This is a genomic window from Microbispora sp. CSR-4, assembly GCF_008033685.1.
Taxonomy (GTDB): Bacteria; Actinomycetota; Actinomycetes; order Streptosporangiales; family Streptosporangiaceae; genus Microbispora.
Window position 1 is genome coordinate 1 of the sequence record NZ_VJVX01000046.1, and the last position, 17,800, is coordinate 17,800.

Consider the following 17,800-nt stretch of genomic DNA (forward strand, 5'->3'; position numbering starts at 1 on the left):
AACGACATCCACACCCGGACATCCACACCCAGGAACACCGCACAGCAACGTACGACCCCACCGATCACCGGTCAACGACACCCCACAGCGGCAACCGCGCACACCGGCCCCCACAAGCACAGAAACCACCGGAGACGGCACACCGGAACCCGGGAATGGATGAAACTTGCACCCCGAGCCGGCACCGTCCCGGCACCGCTCCGGTGCCGGGTCACGGCATCAGGGGCAGCTTTCCCACGATCTTGTCCACGCGGTTGCGCGGGCCGACGACGCCGACCGCGCAATACTCGACGTCGTCGGCCGCGGTCTCCTTCATCGTGGCGAGGTAGTCGGCGTAGACCCGCGTCCGCTGGGCCGCGGCGGGCATGTCCGCCACGAAGCACCCGGCGGACGACGCGGCCTTCGCGCGAATGGCGCGCAGCGTGGCGGCGTCCGCGGCCAGCACGGAGCAGCCCGCCCACGGCAGCCCGGGATGGGCGCCACCGTCGGCGTCCACCGCGTCGTCGCCGAGAAGCCCGGTCACCGCAGTCGAGGTCGCCGCGGCCACGCAGACTGCGGCGTTCACGGCACGGCCCGCGGGAAGGTCGCGGTCGACCACGATCACCCACTTCAGACGGGCCGCCCGGGTCGGGAGGGCCGGGTCGATCTCCTCGGGGGCGAACCCGACACCCGAGGTCGTCTGTTCATCGGCCGTCATCCGGTCCTCCTGTGCATGCGTTCGGACGTACGCCGATGATGCTAGGCACTCGTACGATTGACCTGCAAGAAGTCCGTATTTATATCGGAAACAAGGGCGAACAGGCGGTCATGGACGAACTTGATAAGGCGATCCTGGCGGAACTGCAGTCGGATGCACGGAAGACCAACCGCGACGTGGCCGCCGCGGTCGGGGTCTCGCCGACCACGGCACTCGACCGTACGCGGGCGCTCCGGCAGCGCGGTGTCATCCGGGGTGCGATCCTCGACGTGGACCTGGCGGCGATCGGCCGCCCGGTCCAGGCCCTCATCGCCATCCGGGTGCGTCCCCCGTCGCGGCGCAACATCGAGGGATTCCGGAACTGGGTCAGCGCTCTTCCCGACACCCTGGGCGTCTACGTGACGGCCGGCACGGAGGACTTCATCGTGCACGTGGCCGTGCCGGACAACGCCAGCCTGTACGCGTTCGTGATCGACAAGCTCACCGAACGGCCCGAAGTCGCCGACGTCCGCACGTCTATCGTCTACGAGCACATCCGCAACAACCGGATCAGCCCGATGTGAGGCGGCATCACCCACCTGACGCCGTCCGAGTCGGCCGATTCCCGGCCTCCGCCAAGTGCCGCGCCGCCCAGGACCCGGCCCGAGGGCCCGGCGATGCTCGCCGGCATGCGCGAGCGCACAGTGCATCCACGAGTGCGTCCGCTGCCGGCGGCCGGACGTCGCCTCTCGCGGTTTTGTCAGTGGCGGGACGTAGCATGACCTGGGTCAACGGCCCAGGACACGGGACCGCACGACCATGTTCCGCGACTCAGGCATGTTCCGCGAGGCAGGGAGGAGTCACCCGGATGGGCCTGCACATCGAGAGCCGCTCGTCCGACTCGCCCTACATCGAGCGGGTGTGGCGGAGCAGCAGCCGTGACGTGGCACAGATGACGGCGGTCGCGACCGCCCATTGGGACCTGGTCTTCTGGGAGCAGCGCGGCCAGGTCAGCGCCTCCGTCCATGGGCCGGAGACGAAGGCGAGCCAGGCCCCCGTACCCGAAGACGCCACGTTCTTCGGGATCAGCTTCGCGCTCGGCACCGCGATGCCCCATCTTCCGCTCGGCCGGCTCGTGGACGGGTCCGCGGAGATCCCCGGCACGACCCACACGTCCTTCTGGCTGAAGGGCTCCACCTGGCATCTGCCCGGCTGGGACAACGCCGAGACGTTCGTACGGCGGCTGGTGCGCGAGGGTGTCGTCGAGCGCGATCCGCTCGTCGCCGCGGTGCTCGGCGGCGCGCCGCCGGACGTGTCGGAGCGCACCGTGCAACGACGCTTCCTGGCGGCCACCGGGCTCACCCGTGGCGCGATCCGGCAGATCGACCGCGCCAGGCGGGCGGCGGTCCTGATCCAGGACGGCGTGCCGATCCACGACGTGATCCACCGCCTCGGATACTTCGACCAGCCCCACCTCGCACGGTCCCTGAGCCGTTACATCGGGCGAACCGCCACACAACTGGGCGATCGGCGGCCTGCCCAACCGCTGTCGCTCCTGTACGCGAGCTGACCGCCCGCCCCGGCGGGATCGATCTTCTTGCCAGCCTCGGCGTCAGTAACGTACGTGGGCGGCGATGGCCCGCGCGCATGCCAGGGACTCGGTGTGCGTGGTGTCCACCACGAGGTCGTAGACCACGCCCTCGTGAACCACTTCCGCCTGCAACACGGCCATCCCCTCGACGCGGTCGCCCCGCGCGATCTCGCGTCCCGCGGCGACCGCGCTGTCGCACTTCACGCCGACCCAGAGCACCTCCAGCCCGGCGAGGGCCTTCTGCCAGCGTTGCTGGGAGGCCGCCCCGCCGAGGAACACGTCGTCCACGATGACCCGGGCGCCCGCGCGGGCCATGGCGGCGATCCCCTCCGTCCACGCCGCGTCCAGCGCCTGGAACGCCGGCCCGACATCGACCTGGCCGTCCGGTGCGAAAGTGATCCCCGCGTCCGATCCGCGCATGGAGGCGGGCAGCGCCTCGACCATGGTGTCGACCGAGAGGGCGAGCCACGGATCCGGCAGGACCGCCTGCAAACACCGGGAGATCCCGGACTTTCCCGAGCTGGAACCGCCATTGAGGACAATCACCTGCGTAGCCACTGCGCCACGTTAAAGGGCGACCCCTCGCGGCTCCAACACCTTTTCCCCTGACCCGCCCTTACCGTCCACGACTTACCGGGAGGCGCCCGGCACACGCGATTTCCCGTACGGCGACAGGCGTCGGACGAGCCACGACGGGACGTGCGCGAGATTCTCCGTTCGCTTGAGCGAATACCGTGAGCGCTGTTAGCTTCACCCGGGTGGACGACATGCGTGCACGGGCGGAGGCGATCGAGGACTTCGCGGCGGCACTGCGAGAACTTCGCAAATCAGTCGGGAACCCACCTTTTCGCGAAATGTCCGGCCGGTCAGGCGCGATTTCCCATACGACATTGCACGAGGCCACCAAGGGCAACCGGCTCCCGAGCTGGGAGACCACCGTCGAGTTCGTCAAGGCGTGCGGCGCCGACCCGGCCGCGTACCGCGAACGCTGGGAGAGCGCGAACCTCGCGGTCAGGTCGGCGAGCGCCGGAGCGCCGTCGAACCGCGCGGGCGCCGTGGCGGCCCTCCCGCCTCACGAAATCGAAACCGCCGCCACGGACGTCGTACAAGGTCCGTGGCCGGCCGCTGAGACCCCGGCGACGAACGGGCCGGTTCCGTCCGCGCCAGGAGGCCGGGGACGGTTCCGCCCGGCCCGCCCGGCCGCGGCCGCACTCGCCGTAGGGGCCGTCGGTGTGGCGACAGTGGTCCTCGTCGCGGTCACCGGCGATCGAGGCGCCGGGACCGACGGGCAGAGCGCGAATCCGCCCGAGAGCCCGTCGAACGCGAAACTCTCGGCAGCCGACTGCCCGGTGCACCCCACCAGTCCTCCGTGGAGCCCGCCCGCGCACGCGGGCGATTCGGCGAAGTTCATCGGGGACATCACGCTGCCCGACTGCTCGCACGTCGGCCCCCGCCAGACCGTGACCAAGGTGTGGCGGCTCAAGAACGCCGGGACGGTGCCGTGGAAGGGATATTCGCTGCACCGCCTCGATCTCCCGCAGCAGCCCGACCAATGCCAGACCATCTCCGACATACCGATCAAGGACACGCGCCCCGGAGAGATGGTCGACATCCAGACCGACATCATCACGCCGAAGAAGCCGGGCCTGTGCTACGTACGGTTCAAGATGATGGAGGGTTCGGGACGGGTCGCCTTCCCCGGCGGCCGGCCGCTGAACTTCCAGATCATCGTCGACTGACTGCCGTAAGACGCCGGTTCCCCGCCGTGCATGGCGGGCACGGCGGGGAACCGAAGGCGTACGCGGGGGCAGGATCCGAGAGTGATCCCCGTGTAGTAGTACGTGAGGATCCTGCGGTAGCTCCAGCCCGCCTCGTCCTTGTCGCGAGAGCCGGTCTGCGACATCCAGTCGCCGGTGACCCAGTGACGGCACTTCGTCGTCGTGGAGCAGTACTGGGCCTTGAAGATCTTCCCGTCGCGGGTCATCCGGACGCCCCAGGTCGCGTCCACCGCGGCGTTCGTGGCCGCCGTCGCGGAGCCGGGCTTGTACACCTGGCTGGCCGTGTCGTCGGTGACGTCGTAGCACTGGCCGCTCGGCGTCTTGCTCGCCGACCTCAGCGCCCAGTACCAGCCGAAGTGCTTGACCGCGATCGCCCCGGCCTTGAGCGACTCCGCCGGCCAGTGCGAACGCCACTCGTTGGGCAGGACGTTCTTGATGTACGTCTTGAAGTCCACCCGGTCGACGCGGTCGAGGGCCTTCCGGTAGACGAGGATCGTCGTGGGCAGCCTGGTGTGCGTTCCGTCGGTCTTGCACCCAATCGGCGGTGCGGAGCTCAGGAACCGATGCGAGGCGTTCTGGTTCTTGAGGCCGGGCTTGAGGTTGCCCTTGGCCCCGGGCGCGAAGTCCTGGTAGACGCTGCCGCCGTAGTCGCTGTTGTAGTAGACGCGTACGGTCTTACTGCTGCGGTTCCAGACCGAGGCGGCCTCGTTCTTGATGCACTTGCCCTTGCCGGCGCCGGGCCCCTTGAAGTCGTAGCAGGACGGCTGCTTCGTGCCGTAATCGGCCACAGACCCGGTGAAGTCGGACACCGACCCCTGGTTGTCGCTGTTGAAGTAGTAACAGAACTCACCGGCCTCGCACACGCCGTTGCGCGTGGCCGCCGACGCCGGCGAAGCGGCCGCGAGCACCGTCCCGCCGAGCGCCAGCGCGGCGGCAGCCGCGGTGAACGGCGAGATCAGCCGTGCAGTTCGTGGAGACACAGGTGTCTTCCTCCTCATCGCAGGCCGCGATCCGCTAGCGGATGTTGTAGCCCTGGGAGATCCAGAACGAGTTCGGGTTCGGGTTGCTCAGCGTCGGGTCGCCGACGCTCTTGGCGGCGAGCGTCTTCCGTCCGGGACGCATCTCGACGTGGGTGTGCGCGGCCGAGCTGGACGAGATCCCGTGCCACGCCTCTTCCGCGATGAGCTGGCCGCGCGCGATCTGCTGGCCCACGCGCAGCGAGGACAGCGGATCGGAGTGGAGATAGATGATCGTCTTGTTCAGCGAGGCGTTGTAGATGGCGATCGTGGAGAGCCCCTTGCCGCCGTTGCGCCCGCGCACGACGTTGATGACCTGGCCGCTCACCAGGGCGTGGACGTCCGAACCGATGCTGCGGGCGATGTCGATGCCCTCATGCCGCCCGGAAGTGTGGACGTAACCGTCGAAGCCGCAGCTGATGCGACCACCGCTGGTCTTGTACAGCGCGTACGACATGTCGACGCGCGCCGACGACGACGGGCCGAACTGGTGGGAGGCGTTCTGGTTCTTGAGGCCGGGCTTGAGGTTGCCCTTGGCCCCGGGCGCGAAGTCCTGGTAGACGCTGCCGCCGTAGTTGCTGTTGTAGTAGACGCGTACGGTCGTGCTGCTGCGGTTCCAGACCGAGGCGGCCTCGTTCTTGATGCACTTGCCCTTGCCGGCGCCGGGCCCCTTGAAGTCGTAGCAGGACGGCTGCTTCGTACCGTAATCGGCCACAGACCCGGTGAAGTCGGACACCGACCCCTGGTTGTCGCTGTTGAAGTAGTAACAGAACTCACCGGCCTCGCACACGCCGTTGCGCGTGGCCGCCGACGCCGGCGAAGCGGCCGCGAGCACCGTCCCGCCGAGCATCGTCGCGGCGGCAGCCGTGGTGAGGATCTTGCCGAACGTTCCCATGGTGTTCTCCTTCGTGTCTGTGCGGGCTGGGTTGTGGATCAGTGGCGCCGGTACTCCTCCCAGGTGCGGATGGGCACCTTCGGGCCGTCGTCCGGGGCACGCCCGGCGAGCCCGTTCAGGCCGAGGTAGTAGTCGCCGATCTGGTGCTGGGCCTGGCTGGAAAGGTCGGTGTCGCTGATGGCGGCGGCGTGGATGTGCCACGGCCAGTCGTCCTGATCGGGGTTGCGCAGCCATGCCGCGAAGCCGACACGCCGCAACGCCCGGACGGCGGCCGTACGAGTGGCGGAGCTCATCCCCTTGACCGAGATGTCCACGACGCCCCCGCCGTCGTGGGTGCCCGCGGACGTGGGGTCACCGCCGGGGTTGTACGACCCCTGCAACAGCACGAGGTCGCGGCCGAGCAGCCGCTTCGCCTCGGCCAGCATGCTCCGCGTACGGGCGTCCACGACGACGCCGCCGGTGGACACCCTGGCCCCCGGCCCGATGACGTGGGTGACCGTGAACCGGCCGGCTCCGAGCCTGGTGAGCGACGCCGTGTCCGGAAGGCCGCTGGCGGCCAGACCGGTGCGGCCGAGCGACCTCTGGAACTTGGCGAAGGCGGCGATCGTCGTGGTGCCGAAGTAACCGTCCACCCACTTCGCGTCGAGCAGGCGCCGGTCGCGCAGCGCCCTCTCCACGAGCAGCACGCTGGCCCTGGCCCCCGGGGTCAGCGTGTTGTCAGGCCGCCGCGGGTCGATCTGGGCTGCCTTGACGGTGGCTTCCATGTCCACGCTCGGCAGTGCCCCGGCCTCGGCCGCCCGTGCCGCCGGTGCCCCGGGCATCCCGGTCAGGCAGGCGAGCACGGCGGCCGCCATGAGGCCGGCGGCGCGTGGAGGCAGCTTCATCGTTTCTCCTGGTGTCCAACGCCGGCAGGTGACTCCTGCGGCGGGACCCACGGTTTCGGATCACGAGCTGCGTCCACAACGCGATCGTGTTGTCAGCCTGTACGGCAGGCACTCCGTACAGGCCGTACGAGCCGCCTGACAGGGCGGCGTCGCCCGGACTCCGGTGACGGGCCTTCTGAATGACGGAGACCAGGCCGCATTGCGCGCCTTACGGGATAGCGATGACGAACTGCCCCAAGTGGAGTGGAGGCAATCGCTCGCTCCACATACCGCTGAGACCCTCGCCGAGTCCGTCCGGCCGGTCCGCCGAACCGGGGGCGGCTCACGCTCGGGCGAGCAGACCGGCGAGGGTGGTCTGCAGGATCTCGCCGTACATGGTGGCGAAGTCCACCCGGGAGCCCGCGAGCCGGGGGTCGGACGTGGCCTCGACGATGGTCGGGGTCGGGTTGCTGAACGACCACAGGCCCACCAGCGCGACGACGGCGTACTCCGTCAGCGTGAGAGCGTCATCCGCGCCGAGGGCCGGCACCCGCTCCCTGACCAGCTCCGCCAGCCGGGTGCGGTGCTCCAGGTCGATGAACTTGTAGGCGCGCACGGTGCCGGCGGAGACGTTCCGCTCCAGGACGGTCGGCAGCAGACTCCACAGCTGGCACAGGACCGGCCGGGCGGCGAGCGAATCGGCCCAGGCCCGCATCACCTGGTCGGGCTCGCACGGCGCGGCCGGCCACTCGTCCGCCAGCGCGTCGAGCCAGGCCAGCCGGAGCCTGGCGAGCAGCCCCAGGAAGACGCCCTCCCGGCTCTCGAAATAGCGCACCACATGCGTCTTGGACACCCCGAGCCGGCGCCCCAGCTCCCGGAGGCTGATCTCCTCGGCGGGCATCTCGGCCAGCAGCGCCTCCGCGGCGTCCAGGATCTCCTGCTTGCGGAGCTCCCGGTGCTCGGGCCGCCTGGCCCGCTGGAAGGACGGCGTCTCCACCTCGTCCATCAAACCTCCTCGCGCACCGCTGATCATGGCAGCCCCATATTAGCGGTCCATCGGACACTTGTTACGTGTCCACTGGACCGCTATAGTCATAAAGGTCCGATGGACACCTACATGAAGGGTATTTCCGTGATCACCTACCCGAACCTGTACATCGGCGGCCAGTGGGTCGCCCCGGCCACCGCGGACGTCCTGGAGGTGCGTTCCCCGCACGACCGCTCGCTGGTCGGGACCGCGCCGCACGCCGCCCCCGCCGACGTCGACCGGGCGGTCGCCGCCGCCCGCCGGGCGTTCGACGAGGGCCCCTGGCCCCGGATGAGCCCGCAGGAACGGAGCGCCGTCGTGGAGCGGTTCTCCAAGCTCTACGCGGTCCGCGCCGAGGAGTTCGCGGCCCTGGTCACCGCCGAGAACGGCTCGCCGCTGTGGTTCACCCGCTGGACGCACGTGCAGTCCCTCCCGGAGATGACGGAGGCGTACGTGCGCGCCGCCGCCGCTCTCGGCTGGGAGGAGGAGGTGGGCGCCGTCGGCGACGCCACGACGCGGCTGCGCCGGGAACCCGTCGGCGTGGTCGCGGCGGTGATCCCGTGGAACGCTCCACACCAGTCGGCCCTGGTCAAGCTGGTTCCCGCGCTGCTCGCCGGCTGCACGGTCGTCCTGAAGGCCTCCCCGGAGACGGCGCTGGACGCCCTGGCGCTCGCCGAGGTCTTCGACGCGGCCGGGCTGCCCGAGGGAGTGGTGAGCATCCTGCCCGCGGGCCGCGAGACCAGCGAGTATCTGGTCGCCCACCCCGGCGTCGACAAGATCGCCTTCACCGGCTCCACCACGGCCGGCCGGCGCATCGCCTCCGTCGCCGGGGAGCAGCTCAAGCGGGTCAGCCTGGAGCTGGGCGGCAAGTCCGCCTCGATCATCCTTGAGGACGCCGACCTGACGGCGGTCGTGGCAGGCCTCAGGGCCCTGTCGCTGGGCAACAACGCCGAGAACTGCGTGGCCCACACCCGCATCCTCGCCCCGCGCAGCCGCTACGAGGAGGTCGTCGCGGCGCTGGCCGCCATGATGGAGGACGTCCGGGTCGGCGACCCTTCCGACCCCGAGACCTTCATCGGGCCGATGGTCCGCGCCGACCAGCAGCAGCGGGTGCGCTCCTACATCGAGCTCGGCATCGCCGAAGGCGCCCGGATGGTGACCGGCGGACCCGAGACCCCTGACGGGCTGGAGGGCGGGTACTACGTCCGTCCGACGCTGTTCGCCGATGTCGACAGCGACATGCGGATCGCCCGCGAGGAGATCTTCGGCCCGGTCCTGGTCGTCATCCCGTTCGACGACGAGGACGACGCGGTCCGCATCGCCAACGACTCCGAGTACGGACTCGGCGGCGGCGTCTGGGCCGCCGACCGGGAGCACGGCATCGAGGTCGCCCGCAGGATCCGTACCGGGTGGATGACCGTCAACGGCGCCGCGCCTACCTACGACGGCGCCTTCGGCGGCTACAAGAGCAGCGGCATCGGCCGGGAGTTCGGCGTCGCCGGCCTCGCCCAGTACGTCGAGTACAAGACCATCGCCGCCTGAGGACCAGGAGAACCATCATGAGCGAAGCCCGTGTCACCCTCGGGCACACCGACATCTCCGTCCGGCCGATCGGCCTGGGCTGCATGGGGATGTCCCAGTTCTACGGCGACGCCGGCGAGGCGGAGTCCGTCGCCACGATCCACGCCGCCGTCGAGGCCGGCATCGACTTCTTCGACACCTCCGACATCTACGGCGCCGCCGGCGCGGCCACCGGACAGCCCCAGAAGGGCTTCGGCCACAACGAGGAACTGCTCGGCCGCGCCGTGCGCGGCCTGCGCGACCGGGTGGTCCTGGCGACCAAGTTCGGGGCGCGGCCATCGGAGGAGGGCGGGGTGGTCTACGACGGCCGCCCCGAGTACGTGGCCGCCGCCTGCGAGGCCAGCCTGCGCCGCCTGGGCGTCGACCACATCGACCTCTACTACGTCCACCGCCACGACACCACCGTGCCGATCGAGGACACCGTCGGCGCGATGGCCGAGCTGGTGACCGCGGGCAAGGTGCGCGCGATCGGGCTCAGCGCGGTCGGTCCGGACATCCTGCACCGGGCGTCCGCCGTGGCGCCGATCTCGGCCCTCCAGAGCGAGTACTCGCTCTGGGCCCGCGAGGTGGAGCAGGAGGTGCTGCCCGCCTGCCGCGAGCTGGGCATCACCTTCGTCCCGTACAGCCCGCTGGGGCGGGCCGCGCTCGCCGGCCGCTTCACCCGCGAGACCTCGTTCACCAGTGACGACTTCCGCTCGACCCTGCCCAAGTTCCAGGCGGAGAACTTCGCGGACAACCTCCGCCTCATCGAGGGGCTGAAGGCGTTCGCCGACGAGCGGGGACACGCCCCGGGCCAGGTCGCCCTGGCCTGGCTGCTCGCCCAGCCGTACGACATCGCGCCCATCCCCGGCACCAAGCGGCCGGAGTACGCGCGCCAGAACGCCGCCGCGACGGCCGTACCGCTGAGCGCGGACGACGTCGCCCACCTGTCGGTCCTGTTCGACCCCGCGCGGGTGCGCGGCGGCCAGTACGGCGCGCTCAACGCGCGCCCCAGCACTGATCCGGAAGGAACCACATGACCGACACCCAGCGGGAACCCGGCTACGAGGCCGCGCTCGACACCGCCGCGCACCTGCTCGGCAGGAGGCTGGAGCCGTTCCTGGAACCCGGCCCGGGTGAGCCGGCCAACGCCGCCGACTTCATGCGCCTGGCCACCCGGCACACCTTCGGCGACGCGTGGCCGCGCACCGATGTCCTCGACACCCGCACCCGCGCCCTCGTCTCCGTGACGATCGCCGCGACCCTGGGCACGCTCGAACCGCTGCGCGGGCAGCTGCGCATCGCGCTCAACAACGGCGTCACCCCGGAGGAGATCGTGGAGGCGTTCGTGCACATCGAGGCGTACGCCGGCGCGGCCCGGGCCTTCGATGGTTACCGCGTCGCCCGGGAGGTCTTCCAGGAGGTCCACCAAGCGTAGGCCCGTTGCCGGGGGCGGCCTCATGATCGACACCGACAGGGACCAGAAGAATGTTCTCTTCGGCTGGAGGAGCTCCGGATGAGGATACGCGGGGGTCGTCGCCTGGCGGCGGCGTTGTCGGCGGTCGTGGCGGCCCGCGTCCCGTGGGCGCCCGCCTCGTGGGCGGGGACGCACAAGCACCGGCCCGTGATCTTCATGCACGGTTTCAGCGGGCCGGGCGCCCACTTCGAGACGCAGGCCAGGCGGCCGACCCGCAACGGCTGCTTCGAGTTCTTCGGCAACCGCGGGCGACGTCACCCAGTTCATCCGCCTGCTGGAGGCCATCCCGCCCGTCCGCGGCAAGCGCGGAGCTTGCCGCGGACGGCTCCGCCGACGCCCTGACGTCGTCGTCGGTGACCGCGGCTACGACCACGACAAGTACCGCAGGCACGTCCGGGCACTGGGCGTGCGCCCGCAGATCGCCCGCCGCGGCACCGAGCACGGCTCCGGCCTGGGCAAACAGCGCTGGGTCGTCGAGCAGACCATCGCACTTGCTGCACAGCTTCCGCAGACTGCGCACCCGCTGGAAAGTCCGCGAGGACATCCACCACGCCTTCCTCAGCATCGGCCGGCGCCGCCTCACCTCATTGTGCTGGTTTGTCAGTGAGGGATCTTGCCGTGACGACATGATCATCAATTGGACACATCATGTATGGCCTGCATATAGTCGCGACCCCGCCGGTATCCAGCGCGGGAAGACAGGGGGGGATCTTCCCGATGAGCAGCCGCTTCGGTCCGATCGCAAAACTCAGCGGTTGGTGGACATCCGCACTGCTGGCGGGCCTGGGATTCGGTGTTGTCACCAATCTTGCCCAGGGCTGGCTTCCAGGCGCCTGGAACCAAATCGCCAACTCCGGTGCCGTCTGGTGTGTCCCGGCGTTCGTCGTCGGCGCCCTGCTTGCCGGCTGGGCGTCAGCGCGGTCAGCCGCCGTCGCCGGCCTGTGCGCCTCGGTCGGTCTGGTCGTCGGGTATTACGGGTACGCGGAGTTCGGCCGTGACGGCATGGGCAGCCTCGCCTATCCGCTGATGTGGCTTGTGATGGCGGTCATCAGCGGCTCGTTGTTCGGTGTGGCTGGGCTGTGGTGGCGGAACGGACGCACCATCCGTAGCCGTGTCATCGGGCTCGCCGCGCTGGGAGGTGTCTTCGGGATGGAAGGCATCTTGTATGCCTTCGTCCTGCACTACGCCCCGCAAGCATGGGCCTGTCTGGCCGTCCTCGTCCTTGTACCGCTGGTGATGGCGCGTCGGCGAAGAGAGCGGGTGCCGACCCTGCTGACAGCCCTGGTCCTCGCGCCACTGGCGTACTTGGTCATCGGATTCCCACTTCAGTACGTGTCGATGTGAGGTGGATCGCAGACCCGCAGGCACTGTGGGGCCGCCTGGCTCCCAGTATCGCCGTCACCTTCTGTGACGCTACGGCATCATCTGGCGAGCCGTGCACGGGCACCTCATGGAGGGCGACGAGCGAGCGGCGACGGAGGCCATTTCGAGCGCTCTACTGGGCCGACGGAAACGGGTGGCTCCCAAGGTGGCTCCCACAGACACGGAAGAGACCGCGTGAAGCCCGAAAACACTAAGGCCCGTTTCCAGGTTTTCCCTGGTCACGGGCCTTCTACGATGTGCGCGGCCGAGAGGACTCGAACCCCTAACCTTCTGATCCGTAGTCAGATGCTCTATCCATTGAGCTACGGCCGCTTTGCTGCTTGTTCACCTGCGGTGCCCTGCAACGGGTGTAACTCTACCAGACCCGTCACCCCTGCTTGCGCCAATAAGGCGCTCCGCCCCCGGTCAAGCCGTCCCGTACGCGCGGGTCGGGTCACTCCTGGGGGACGAAGAGCGTGAGCGTGTCGGCGACGCAGGCCGGCCTGTCGGCTCCCTCGATCTCGATCGTGACGCGGAGGTTCGCGAGGGTGCCCGAAGGAGTGCCCTTGACGTCGACGATCTCCGCCCCCGCCCGTACGCGGGACCCGACGGGAACCGGCCGCGAGAAGCGCACCTTGTTGAGCCCGTAGTTGATGGCCATGCGCAGGCCGTCCACGCGGTAGAGCTCGCCGAGCAGCGACGGCAGCAGCGAGAGCGTGAGATATCCGTGGGCGATGGTGCCGCCGAACGGGCTCTCCTTCGCCCGGTCCAGGTCCACGTGGATCCACTGGTGGTCGTCCGTCGCGTCGGCGAAGGCGTTCACCCTCTCCTGGCTGATCTCTCGCCAGTCGGTGTATCCGAGATGCTCGCCCTTGGCCGCCTTGAGTTCCGAGAGGTTCGTGAAGATCCGCATGTCCGCAGCCTATTCACGCGAACCCGGGACCGGCCGGAATCGGAGGACCCGGAACGCGTTACCCTCCACACTGGTTCCATCGGGGGAGCGAGCGCGTGCTGCCAATAGGCAACAAAAACATCACTGTGGGTGACGAACGGGCCATTGCCCGCGGGGGTATCTGCACAAGGCGGGGCGTACGCCGGAACACGCCCCGACGTGGAGGGAACGTGGACGAGCCATCCGGTCCACCCGGCAAACGGTATCGGCTTCGCGGACTCATCGCGGTCGTCGTCGCGGGTCTTGTCTGCTGGGCGCTCATCATCCTGCTGCTGGTCAAGCTGTTCGGGTGAGCATCGGGGGGACGTGCCGGCCGGAGACCAGCCCCGGCCGGCACCGGTCGTCGCTCACCGCTCCTGAACGCGCTTCCGGGCCACCACCCGCGACAGACGCGACCAGGACGATGCGCCGGCTCAGCATCAGGACATGACGCCCTAAATGCCTCATACCCACCAGTCGCGTTTCAGTCCACCACCGGCCGGTAGCCCCGCACGTAGTCGACCACGAACTCCTTGGGGTACGGCCCCACCCGCTCGGGCCCCTCGGCACCGAGAGCGTCGGGAAGGTCGGGAAACTCGTAGATGCCGAGCATGAGCTGCATCGGATAGTCCGGGGACTGCCGGATGGTCTTGACGTGCCGGCCGTCCACGAAGAACGTCACCCGGTCCGGGGTCCACTCGGCCGCGTACACGTGGAACTCACGCGCGTCGATGGGGAGGACCTCGGCGGCGAACTCGTCGGTGATCGTGGGGTCGCCGAACGGGTGGACGCCCATGCCGACCGCCGTCGCGTCCGGGCGTACGTCACGTCCGAAGATCTCGCAGACGCAGATCTCCGCGGACCGCTCGGGCGCGTCCTCGAAACCGATCATCCACAGTGCGACCATGGCGCGCGGATCGTCGGTGGCCCGGGCGCGCATCTCGATCAGGCCGAAGTGCGGGGTGTAGAGCCGCGCCTCGTCCTGTGCCTCGCGGACGACGGCCCGGCCGCCCCGGCCGTGCTGGCCGACGGCGCTGCCCACCGGCCCGGAGAACACGCCCGTCTGCAGTGAGGACACCCGCATCCGGCCCTCCATCTCCGGCGACCACGGCGGCTGGTCCTCCTCGATCAGCAGGCGCAGGTGGCCGTCCGCCACGCGATATCGGGCCGCCGAGGCGGCGCGTGTGGTCCATTGGGGCAGATAACGCGGGATCCAGCGGCTCTCGTCGAGCTCGTCCCCGTCGAAGGTGTCCTCGAACTCCAGCACGTAACCGGCCTTCGCCGCCGGATCCAGCGCGTACGTGTCGTTCATGCGTCAATCCTGGATCTATCCGTGGGGGAACGAAGCCTGCACAAGGGCATATCGGAAAAGGACGACGGGAGTTCACCGATCTCTATCTTGGTTCGTCCCGGTTTCGAGGTGATGCTGGCGAATGTCTGTCCCCTCGCCCCCACAAGGAGGTCTCGTGCAGACTCCGCGACGCTTCCGGCCGTCCTGGCCGGGACGGCTCGCCGTCGTGATCGCCGCCATCGTGTCCCTCACCGGGGTGACCGGCACCACCCCCGCCCACGCGTCGGTCTACAACTCCTGCACCATCTCGCGCTGCGCGGACGCCCGCTCGGCGAACACGATCTGGGCCGGGAAGGGCTATCCCACCAGCAGCGGCTGGTACTCCTGGCCGGACGGCAGGTACAACTACACCGGCGGGCGCTTCTACAACCGGGAGGGCCGGCTTCCGGCCGGCGCCACCTACTACGAGTACGACGTCTACTCCCGTGCGCGGGGCGCCTCGCGTGACGCGTACCGGATCGTCGTCAACCGCACCACCGGCGTGACCTGGTTCTCGCCCAACCACTACACCGACTTCTACCGGCTTTAAGGACCCCTATGGCCTCCGCCGAGCGTCCGCTGCCCCCGTGGCTCACGGTGACCACCGACACGGCCCCGGCGGTCGTCGACGGACGGGCCTGCCGGACCCGTGCCGCCTTCTTCGACGAGGTGGCACGGGCCCTGCGGTTCCCGGCGTACTTCGGCCGCAACTGGGACGCCCTCACCGACTCCCTGCGCGATGTCGGGCCGGTCCATCTGGCCGTGGAGCACGCCGAGGAGCTGCTCGACGCGGAGCCTCCCGGGCAGTTCGCCACCCTGCTCGCCGTCCTCGCCGACGCCGCCGAGGCCGGGCTGACCCTGACCCTCCACACGGACCCCGCCCACGAGCCCCGGCTCCGCCGCCGCCTGACCGAGGCTCTGCCCTGACCTGCCCGTACGGCCCTTCACTCAGCAGGCGGGACGAGGAGCGCCTCGGCGCCGATCGGCACGTATCCCGCGGCGAGGAACGCCCGTACGCTCGCGGCGTTGCCCGGGGCGATCTGCGCCCAGAGCGGGTGGGGAGTGAGATGCCGGGCCGCACGGGCGAGGGTGCGGCCGAGGCCGCGCCCACGAGCGGCCGGCTCGACCTCGATCGCGACCTCCCACCGCCCGCCCACTCCCCGTCCGACGAGCACGAGCCCGCCCGGACAGGTCCAGACGCGTACGTCGTCGCGATAGAGATGGGCACGCTCGACGCGCGGATGGGCGGCGTCGGTGACTTCGGCCAGCTCGACGGGCGGGGGACCTTCGGCGGGGGCGGCCAGGGCGAGCATGTCGATGTTGTTCACCCGGCGTCCCGTGCGTTCCTCCAGGTCGCCGAGGAACGGCGGGTTGAGCGGCGCCGACAGATCGTCGGCGGGCAGCCGTGACCTGATCCAGTCCTCGCCGACATCGGCGAAGATCACGTTGTGCGCGGTGAAGGCGATGACCCCCGCGTGCCGCGCGGACGGCTGCGGAACGACGGTCGGACCGCCGCCCGGCTCGGGCGGGTGCCCGCAGGCCGCGCGAGCGAGGACGTCAGCCAAGGTGATCACCGGAAAACGGTAGCCACCGGCCGCGACCCGCTCAAAACGGTCTCGGCAGCCACCACTACGCCTGTCACCACGGCACGGGCCCGGAACGGTCGATGAACCGGCCGGTTCCGGCGTCGGCCCCCTCGGTCGCCAGCGTCACGATCGCGTCGGTCCCCTCCGTCACGGTCTGGTGGCCGCTGTGCCCGTTGAGGTCGGTCGCCGTGTAGCCGGGGTCGGCGGCGTTGACCCGGATGCCGGGCAACGCCTTCGCGTACTGCGTCGTGAGCATCGTCACCGCGGACTTCGACGACGTGTACAGCGGCCCCACCACCGTCGACTCCACCCGGCCGGGGTCGTGGGTCAGCGCGAACGAGCCCGTGCCGCTGCTCACGTTGACGATCGCCGGGTGCTCCGACTTGCGGAGAAGCGGCAGGAAGGAGCTGGTCACGCGGATGATGCCCACGACGTTCGTCTGGTAGACCTCCAGGGCGTGGGCCGAGGTCAGCTCGTCGGCGGGCACGTGCGCGCCGATGATCCCGGCATTGTTGATCAGGACGTCGACGCGGCCCTCGTGCGCGGCGACGTCTTCCGCCGCGGCGGCGACGGACGCGTCGTCCGTCACGTCGATTCGCACGAACCGTACACCGAGCTTGCCGGCCGCCGCCTGCCCGCGCTCGGGGTCCCGGGCACCGAGGACGACGGTGTGGCCGAGGTCGACGAGGCGGCGGGCGGTCTCGAATCCGAGGCCCTTGTTGGCCCCGGTGATGAAGGTGATGGTCATGCGTCGAGCGTCGTCCTTCCGGGTGCGCACAGCCAGGGAGAGCTCGCCGGTAGGACAGGCAGTACCACCCTGGCCTCCGGCCGCCGCCGCAGAATGGGGCACATGACGACAGACGAGACGAGCCTCGGCGCGACGATCCGCGCCTGGCGCGACCGGCTCTCGCCCGCGGCTGTCGGACTGCCCGCCGGTCGCGTACGCCGTGCGGCCGGGCTGCGCCGCGAGGAGCTGGCCGACCTCGCGGGCGTCTCGGTGGACTACGTCGTACGGCTGGAGCAGGGCCGGGCGACCACGCCGTCCGCGCAGGTCGCCGCCGCGCTGGGGCGGGCGCTGCAACTCGACGCCGCCGAGCGCGACCACCTCTATCGGCTCGCCGGGCTGCAGCCGCCCTCGGACGGCGTGATCAGTGACCACGTTCCACCCGGGATGCAGCGGGTGCTCACCCGCCTGGGCGACGCGCCGGTCGCCGTGTTCGCCGCCGACTGGCGGTTGCTGTGGTGGAACCGGAGCTGGGCGGCGCTCCTCGGCGACCCTTCCGTGCTCGCGCCGGAGGAGCGCAATCTGGTGCGCTCGCGTTTTCCCGTGCCGTCCGATCGGGGGCGCCTCGCGGCATGGCCCGTGATCTCGGAGAACGTGGAGGCGACCGACCGGGCCATCGTCGCCGACCTGCGCCGCGCCTCCGGCCGTTATCCGCAGGACGCCCGCCTCAGCGGGCTGATCCGCCGGACGCTGGACGGCAACCCGCGGTTCGCCCGGTTGTGGCACTCCGGCGCCGTCGGCCGCCACGCCGAGGAGCGCAAGACGATCCGCCATCCGATGATCGGCGACATCACCGTCGACTGCGATGTGCTCGCCGACCCGGACAACGACCTGAAGATCGTCATCTACACGGCCGTCCCGGGCAGCGAGGACGAGACCAAGCTCGACCTCGCCCGCGTCGCCGGTGTCACGGCCCGGCTGTGA

21 protein-coding genes, 1 tRNA gene and 1 pseudogene are annotated in these 17,800 nt (G+C 70.0%); 12 read left to right on the top strand and 11 right to left on the bottom strand.

All coding sequences use genetic code 11. The features are described from left to right. Positions 1 to 211 precede the first annotated feature (211 nt). Positions 212 to 697, bottom strand: coding sequence for a DUF2000 domain-containing protein (locus tag FLV34_RS28170; RefSeq protein ID WP_142650264.1), 486 nt, complete (start codon positions 695 to 697; stop codon positions 212 to 214). A 110-nt stretch (positions 698 to 807) separates the two neighbouring features. Here FLV34_RS28170 and FLV34_RS28175 point away from each other — a divergent pair, with 110 nt between their 5' ends. Then, complete coding sequence (locus FLV34_RS28175; RefSeq protein WP_076443313.1) at positions 808 to 1,260, top strand: Lrp/AsnC family transcriptional regulator; 453 nt, start codon at positions 808 to 810, stop codon at positions 1,258 to 1,260. A gap of 284 nt (positions 1,261 to 1,544) precedes the next feature. After that, positions 1,545 to 2,246, top strand: coding sequence for a helix-turn-helix domain-containing protein (locus FLV34_RS28180; RefSeq protein WP_147944510.1), 702 nt, complete (start codon positions 1,545 to 1,547; stop codon positions 2,244 to 2,246). 42 nt (positions 2,247 to 2,288) lie between these two features. Here FLV34_RS28180 and cpt read toward each other — a convergent pair whose 3' ends face one another. Beyond that, positions 2,289 to 2,825 (bottom strand): chloramphenicol phosphotransferase CPT, encoded by a 537-nt coding sequence (gene cpt, locus FLV34_RS28185; RefSeq protein ID WP_185949040.1) that lies wholly within the window; start codon positions 2,823 to 2,825, stop codon positions 2,289 to 2,291. A 332-nt stretch (positions 2,826 to 3,157) separates the two neighbouring features. On the opposite strand from cpt, the gene FLV34_RS28190 reads away from it, so the two are divergent. Beyond that, positions 3,158 to 4,006 (top strand): NBR1-Ig-like domain-containing protein, encoded by an 849-nt coding sequence (locus FLV34_RS28190; RefSeq protein WP_168066305.1) that lies wholly within the window; start codon positions 3,158 to 3,160, stop codon positions 4,004 to 4,006. Here FLV34_RS28190 and FLV34_RS28195 read toward each other — a convergent pair. From FLV34_RS28195 to FLV34_RS28210, 4 genes are all read right to left on the bottom strand, one after another. Beyond that, the gene (locus tag FLV34_RS28195) at positions 3,919 to 5,025 is read right to left on the bottom strand and encodes a SpoIID/LytB domain-containing protein (protein ID WP_222709649.1); all 1,107 of its coding nucleotides are present in this window, start codon (positions 5,023 to 5,025) and stop codon (positions 3,919 to 3,921) included. The genes FLV34_RS28190 and FLV34_RS28195 overlap by 88 nt on opposite strands. 34 nt (positions 5,026 to 5,059) lie before the next feature. Beyond that, a complete protein-coding gene (locus FLV34_RS28200; protein WP_147944512.1) occupies positions 5,060 to 5,956 on the bottom strand; it encodes a peptidase inhibitor family I36 protein in 897 nt (298 codons plus the stop codon). 38 nt (positions 5,957 to 5,994) lie between these two features. Beyond that, positions 5,995 to 6,840, bottom strand: coding sequence for a peptidoglycan-binding protein (locus FLV34_RS28205; protein ID WP_147944513.1), 846 nt, complete (start codon positions 6,838 to 6,840; stop codon positions 5,995 to 5,997). 322 nt (positions 6,841 to 7,162) lie between these two features. Further along, positions 7,163 to 7,825, bottom strand: a complete 663-nt coding sequence (locus tag FLV34_RS28210; protein WP_142650259.1) for a TetR/AcrR family transcriptional regulator — start codon at positions 7,823 to 7,825, stop codon at positions 7,163 to 7,165. 99 nt (positions 7,826 to 7,924) lie between these two features. Here FLV34_RS28210 and FLV34_RS28215 point away from each other — a divergent pair, with 99 nt between their 5' ends. The 5 genes and pseudogenes from FLV34_RS28215 to FLV34_RS28235 all read left to right on the top strand — a co-directional run bounded on the left by FLV34_RS28215 (position 7,925) and on the right by FLV34_RS28235 (position 12,227). After that, complete coding sequence (locus tag FLV34_RS28215) at positions 7,925 to 9,388, top strand: aldehyde dehydrogenase (protein ID WP_261985935.1); 1,464 nt, start codon at positions 7,925 to 7,927, stop codon at positions 9,386 to 9,388. Between the two features lie 17 nt (positions 9,389 to 9,405). Further along, complete coding sequence (locus FLV34_RS28220; RefSeq protein ID WP_142650258.1) at positions 9,406 to 10,446, top strand: aldo/keto reductase; 1,041 nt, start codon at positions 9,406 to 9,408, stop codon at positions 10,444 to 10,446. Further along, positions 10,443 to 10,844, top strand: a complete 402-nt coding sequence (locus tag FLV34_RS28225) for a carboxymuconolactone decarboxylase family protein (RefSeq protein WP_076438604.1) — start codon at positions 10,443 to 10,445, stop codon at positions 10,842 to 10,844. Before FLV34_RS28220 ends, FLV34_RS28225 begins: the two co-directional genes overlap by 4 nt. Before the next feature lie 289 nt (positions 10,845 to 11,133). Further along, positions 11,134 to 11,443, top strand: a pseudogene (locus tag FLV34_RS28230) (transposase); the annotation flags it as partial. Positions 11,444 to 11,600: 157 nt separating this feature from the next. After that, entirely contained in the window at positions 11,601 to 12,227 is a 627-nt protein-coding gene (locus tag FLV34_RS28235; protein WP_205830767.1) for a DUF6518 family protein, read from the top strand. A gap of 278 nt (positions 12,228 to 12,505) precedes the next feature. Here FLV34_RS28235 and FLV34_RS28240 read toward each other — a convergent pair. Beyond that, positions 12,506 to 12,578, bottom strand: a tRNA-Arg gene (locus FLV34_RS28240). Between the two features lie 121 nt (positions 12,579 to 12,699). Further along, positions 12,700 to 13,158 carry a MaoC family dehydratase gene (locus FLV34_RS28245; RefSeq protein WP_142650257.1) on the bottom strand — a complete coding sequence of 153 codons (459 nt, stop codon included), beginning with the start codon at positions 13,156 to 13,158 and terminating at the stop codon, positions 12,700 to 12,702. A gap of 209 nt (positions 13,159 to 13,367) precedes the next feature. Between FLV34_RS28245 and FLV34_RS42755 the strand changes: the two genes are divergently transcribed. Next, the gene (locus FLV34_RS42755; RefSeq protein WP_260617419.1) at positions 13,368 to 13,490 is read left to right on the top strand and encodes a hypothetical protein; all 123 of its coding nucleotides are present in this window, start codon (positions 13,368 to 13,370) and stop codon (positions 13,488 to 13,490) included. A 170-nt stretch (positions 13,491 to 13,660) separates the two neighbouring features. On the opposite strand, the gene FLV34_RS28250 is transcribed toward FLV34_RS42755, so the two are convergent. Further along, complete coding sequence (locus FLV34_RS28250; RefSeq protein WP_187280758.1) at positions 13,661 to 14,488, bottom strand: glycoside hydrolase family 16 protein; 828 nt, start codon at positions 14,486 to 14,488, stop codon at positions 13,661 to 13,663. A 154-nt stretch (positions 14,489 to 14,642) separates the two neighbouring features. On the opposite strand from FLV34_RS28250, the gene FLV34_RS28255 reads away from it, so the two are divergent. Next, on the top strand, positions 14,643 to 15,056 hold the full coding sequence (locus tag FLV34_RS28255) for a ribonuclease domain-containing protein (RefSeq protein WP_205830766.1): 414 nt from the start codon (positions 14,643 to 14,645) through the stop codon (positions 15,054 to 15,056). 8 nt (positions 15,057 to 15,064) lie between these two features. Then, positions 15,065 to 15,433, top strand: a complete 369-nt coding sequence (locus tag FLV34_RS28260; protein WP_147944514.1) for a barstar family protein — start codon at positions 15,065 to 15,067, stop codon at positions 15,431 to 15,433. 17 nt (positions 15,434 to 15,450) lie between these two features. On the opposite strand, the gene FLV34_RS28265 is transcribed toward FLV34_RS28260, so the two are convergent. Both FLV34_RS28265 and FLV34_RS28270 read right to left on the bottom strand, forming a co-directional pair. After that, entirely contained in the window at positions 15,451 to 16,080 is a 630-nt protein-coding gene (locus tag FLV34_RS28265) for a GNAT family N-acetyltransferase (protein WP_142650254.1), read from the bottom strand. Positions 16,081 to 16,144: 64 nt separating this feature from the next. After that, complete coding sequence (locus FLV34_RS28270) at positions 16,145 to 16,840, bottom strand: SDR family NAD(P)-dependent oxidoreductase (RefSeq protein WP_147944515.1); 696 nt, start codon at positions 16,838 to 16,840, stop codon at positions 16,145 to 16,147. 102 nt (positions 16,841 to 16,942) lie between these two features. Here FLV34_RS28270 and FLV34_RS28275 point away from each other — a divergent pair, with 102 nt between their 5' ends. Continuing rightward, positions 16,943 to 17,800: a helix-turn-helix domain-containing protein gene (locus tag FLV34_RS28275; RefSeq protein ID WP_205830765.1), complete on the top strand. Its 858-nt coding sequence runs from the start codon at positions 16,943 to 16,945 to the stop codon at positions 17,798 to 17,800.

Excerpts from the sequence above, each read along its gene's own strand:
- FLV34_RS28235 (WP_205830767.1), top strand. The coding sequence starts at position 11,601 with ATGAGCAGCCGCTTCGGTCCGATCGCAAAACTCAGCGGTTGGTGGACA.
- FLV34_RS28270 (WP_147944515.1), bottom strand. The coding sequence starts at position 16,840 with ATGACCATCACCTTCATCACCGGGGCCAACAAGGGCCTCGGATTCGAG.
- FLV34_RS28250 (WP_187280758.1), bottom strand. The coding sequence starts at position 14,488 with ATGAACGACACGTACGCGCTGGATCCGGCGGCGAAGGCCGGTTACGTG.
- FLV34_RS28180 (WP_147944510.1), top strand. The coding sequence starts at position 1,545 with ATGGGCCTGCACATCGAGAGCCGCTCGTCCGACTCGCCCTACATCGAG.
- FLV34_RS28225 (WP_076438604.1), top strand. The coding sequence starts at position 10,443 with ATGACCGACACCCAGCGGGAACCCGGCTACGAGGCCGCGCTCGACACC.
- FLV34_RS28215 (WP_261985935.1), top strand. The coding sequence starts at position 7,925 with ATGGACACCTACATGAAGGGTATTTCCGTGATCACCTACCCGAACCTG.
- FLV34_RS28170 (WP_142650264.1), bottom strand. The coding sequence starts at position 697 with ATGACGGCCGATGAACAGACGACCTCGGGTGTCGGGTTCGCCCCCGAG.
- FLV34_RS28220 (WP_142650258.1), top strand. The coding sequence starts at position 9,406 with ATGAGCGAAGCCCGTGTCACCCTCGGGCACACCGACATCTCCGTCCGG.
- FLV34_RS28205 (WP_147944513.1), bottom strand. The coding sequence starts at position 6,840 with ATGAAGCTGCCTCCACGCGCCGCCGGCCTCATGGCGGCCGCCGTGCTC.
- FLV34_RS28275 (WP_205830765.1), top strand. The coding sequence starts at position 16,943 with ATGACGACAGACGAGACGAGCCTCGGCGCGACGATCCGCGCCTGGCGC.
- FLV34_RS28175 (WP_076443313.1), top strand. The coding sequence starts at position 808 with ATGGACGAACTTGATAAGGCGATCCTGGCGGAACTGCAGTCGGATGCA.
- FLV34_RS28260 (WP_147944514.1), top strand. The coding sequence starts at position 15,065 with ATGGCCTCCGCCGAGCGTCCGCTGCCCCCGTGGCTCACGGTGACCACC.
- FLV34_RS28200 (WP_147944512.1), bottom strand. The coding sequence starts at position 5,956 with ATGGGAACGTTCGGCAAGATCCTCACCACGGCTGCCGCCGCGACGATG.
- FLV34_RS28210 (WP_142650259.1), bottom strand. The coding sequence starts at position 7,825 with ATGGACGAGGTGGAGACGCCGTCCTTCCAGCGGGCCAGGCGGCCCGAG.
- FLV34_RS28245 (WP_142650257.1), bottom strand. The coding sequence starts at position 13,158 with ATGCGGATCTTCACGAACCTCTCGGAACTCAAGGCGGCCAAGGGCGAG.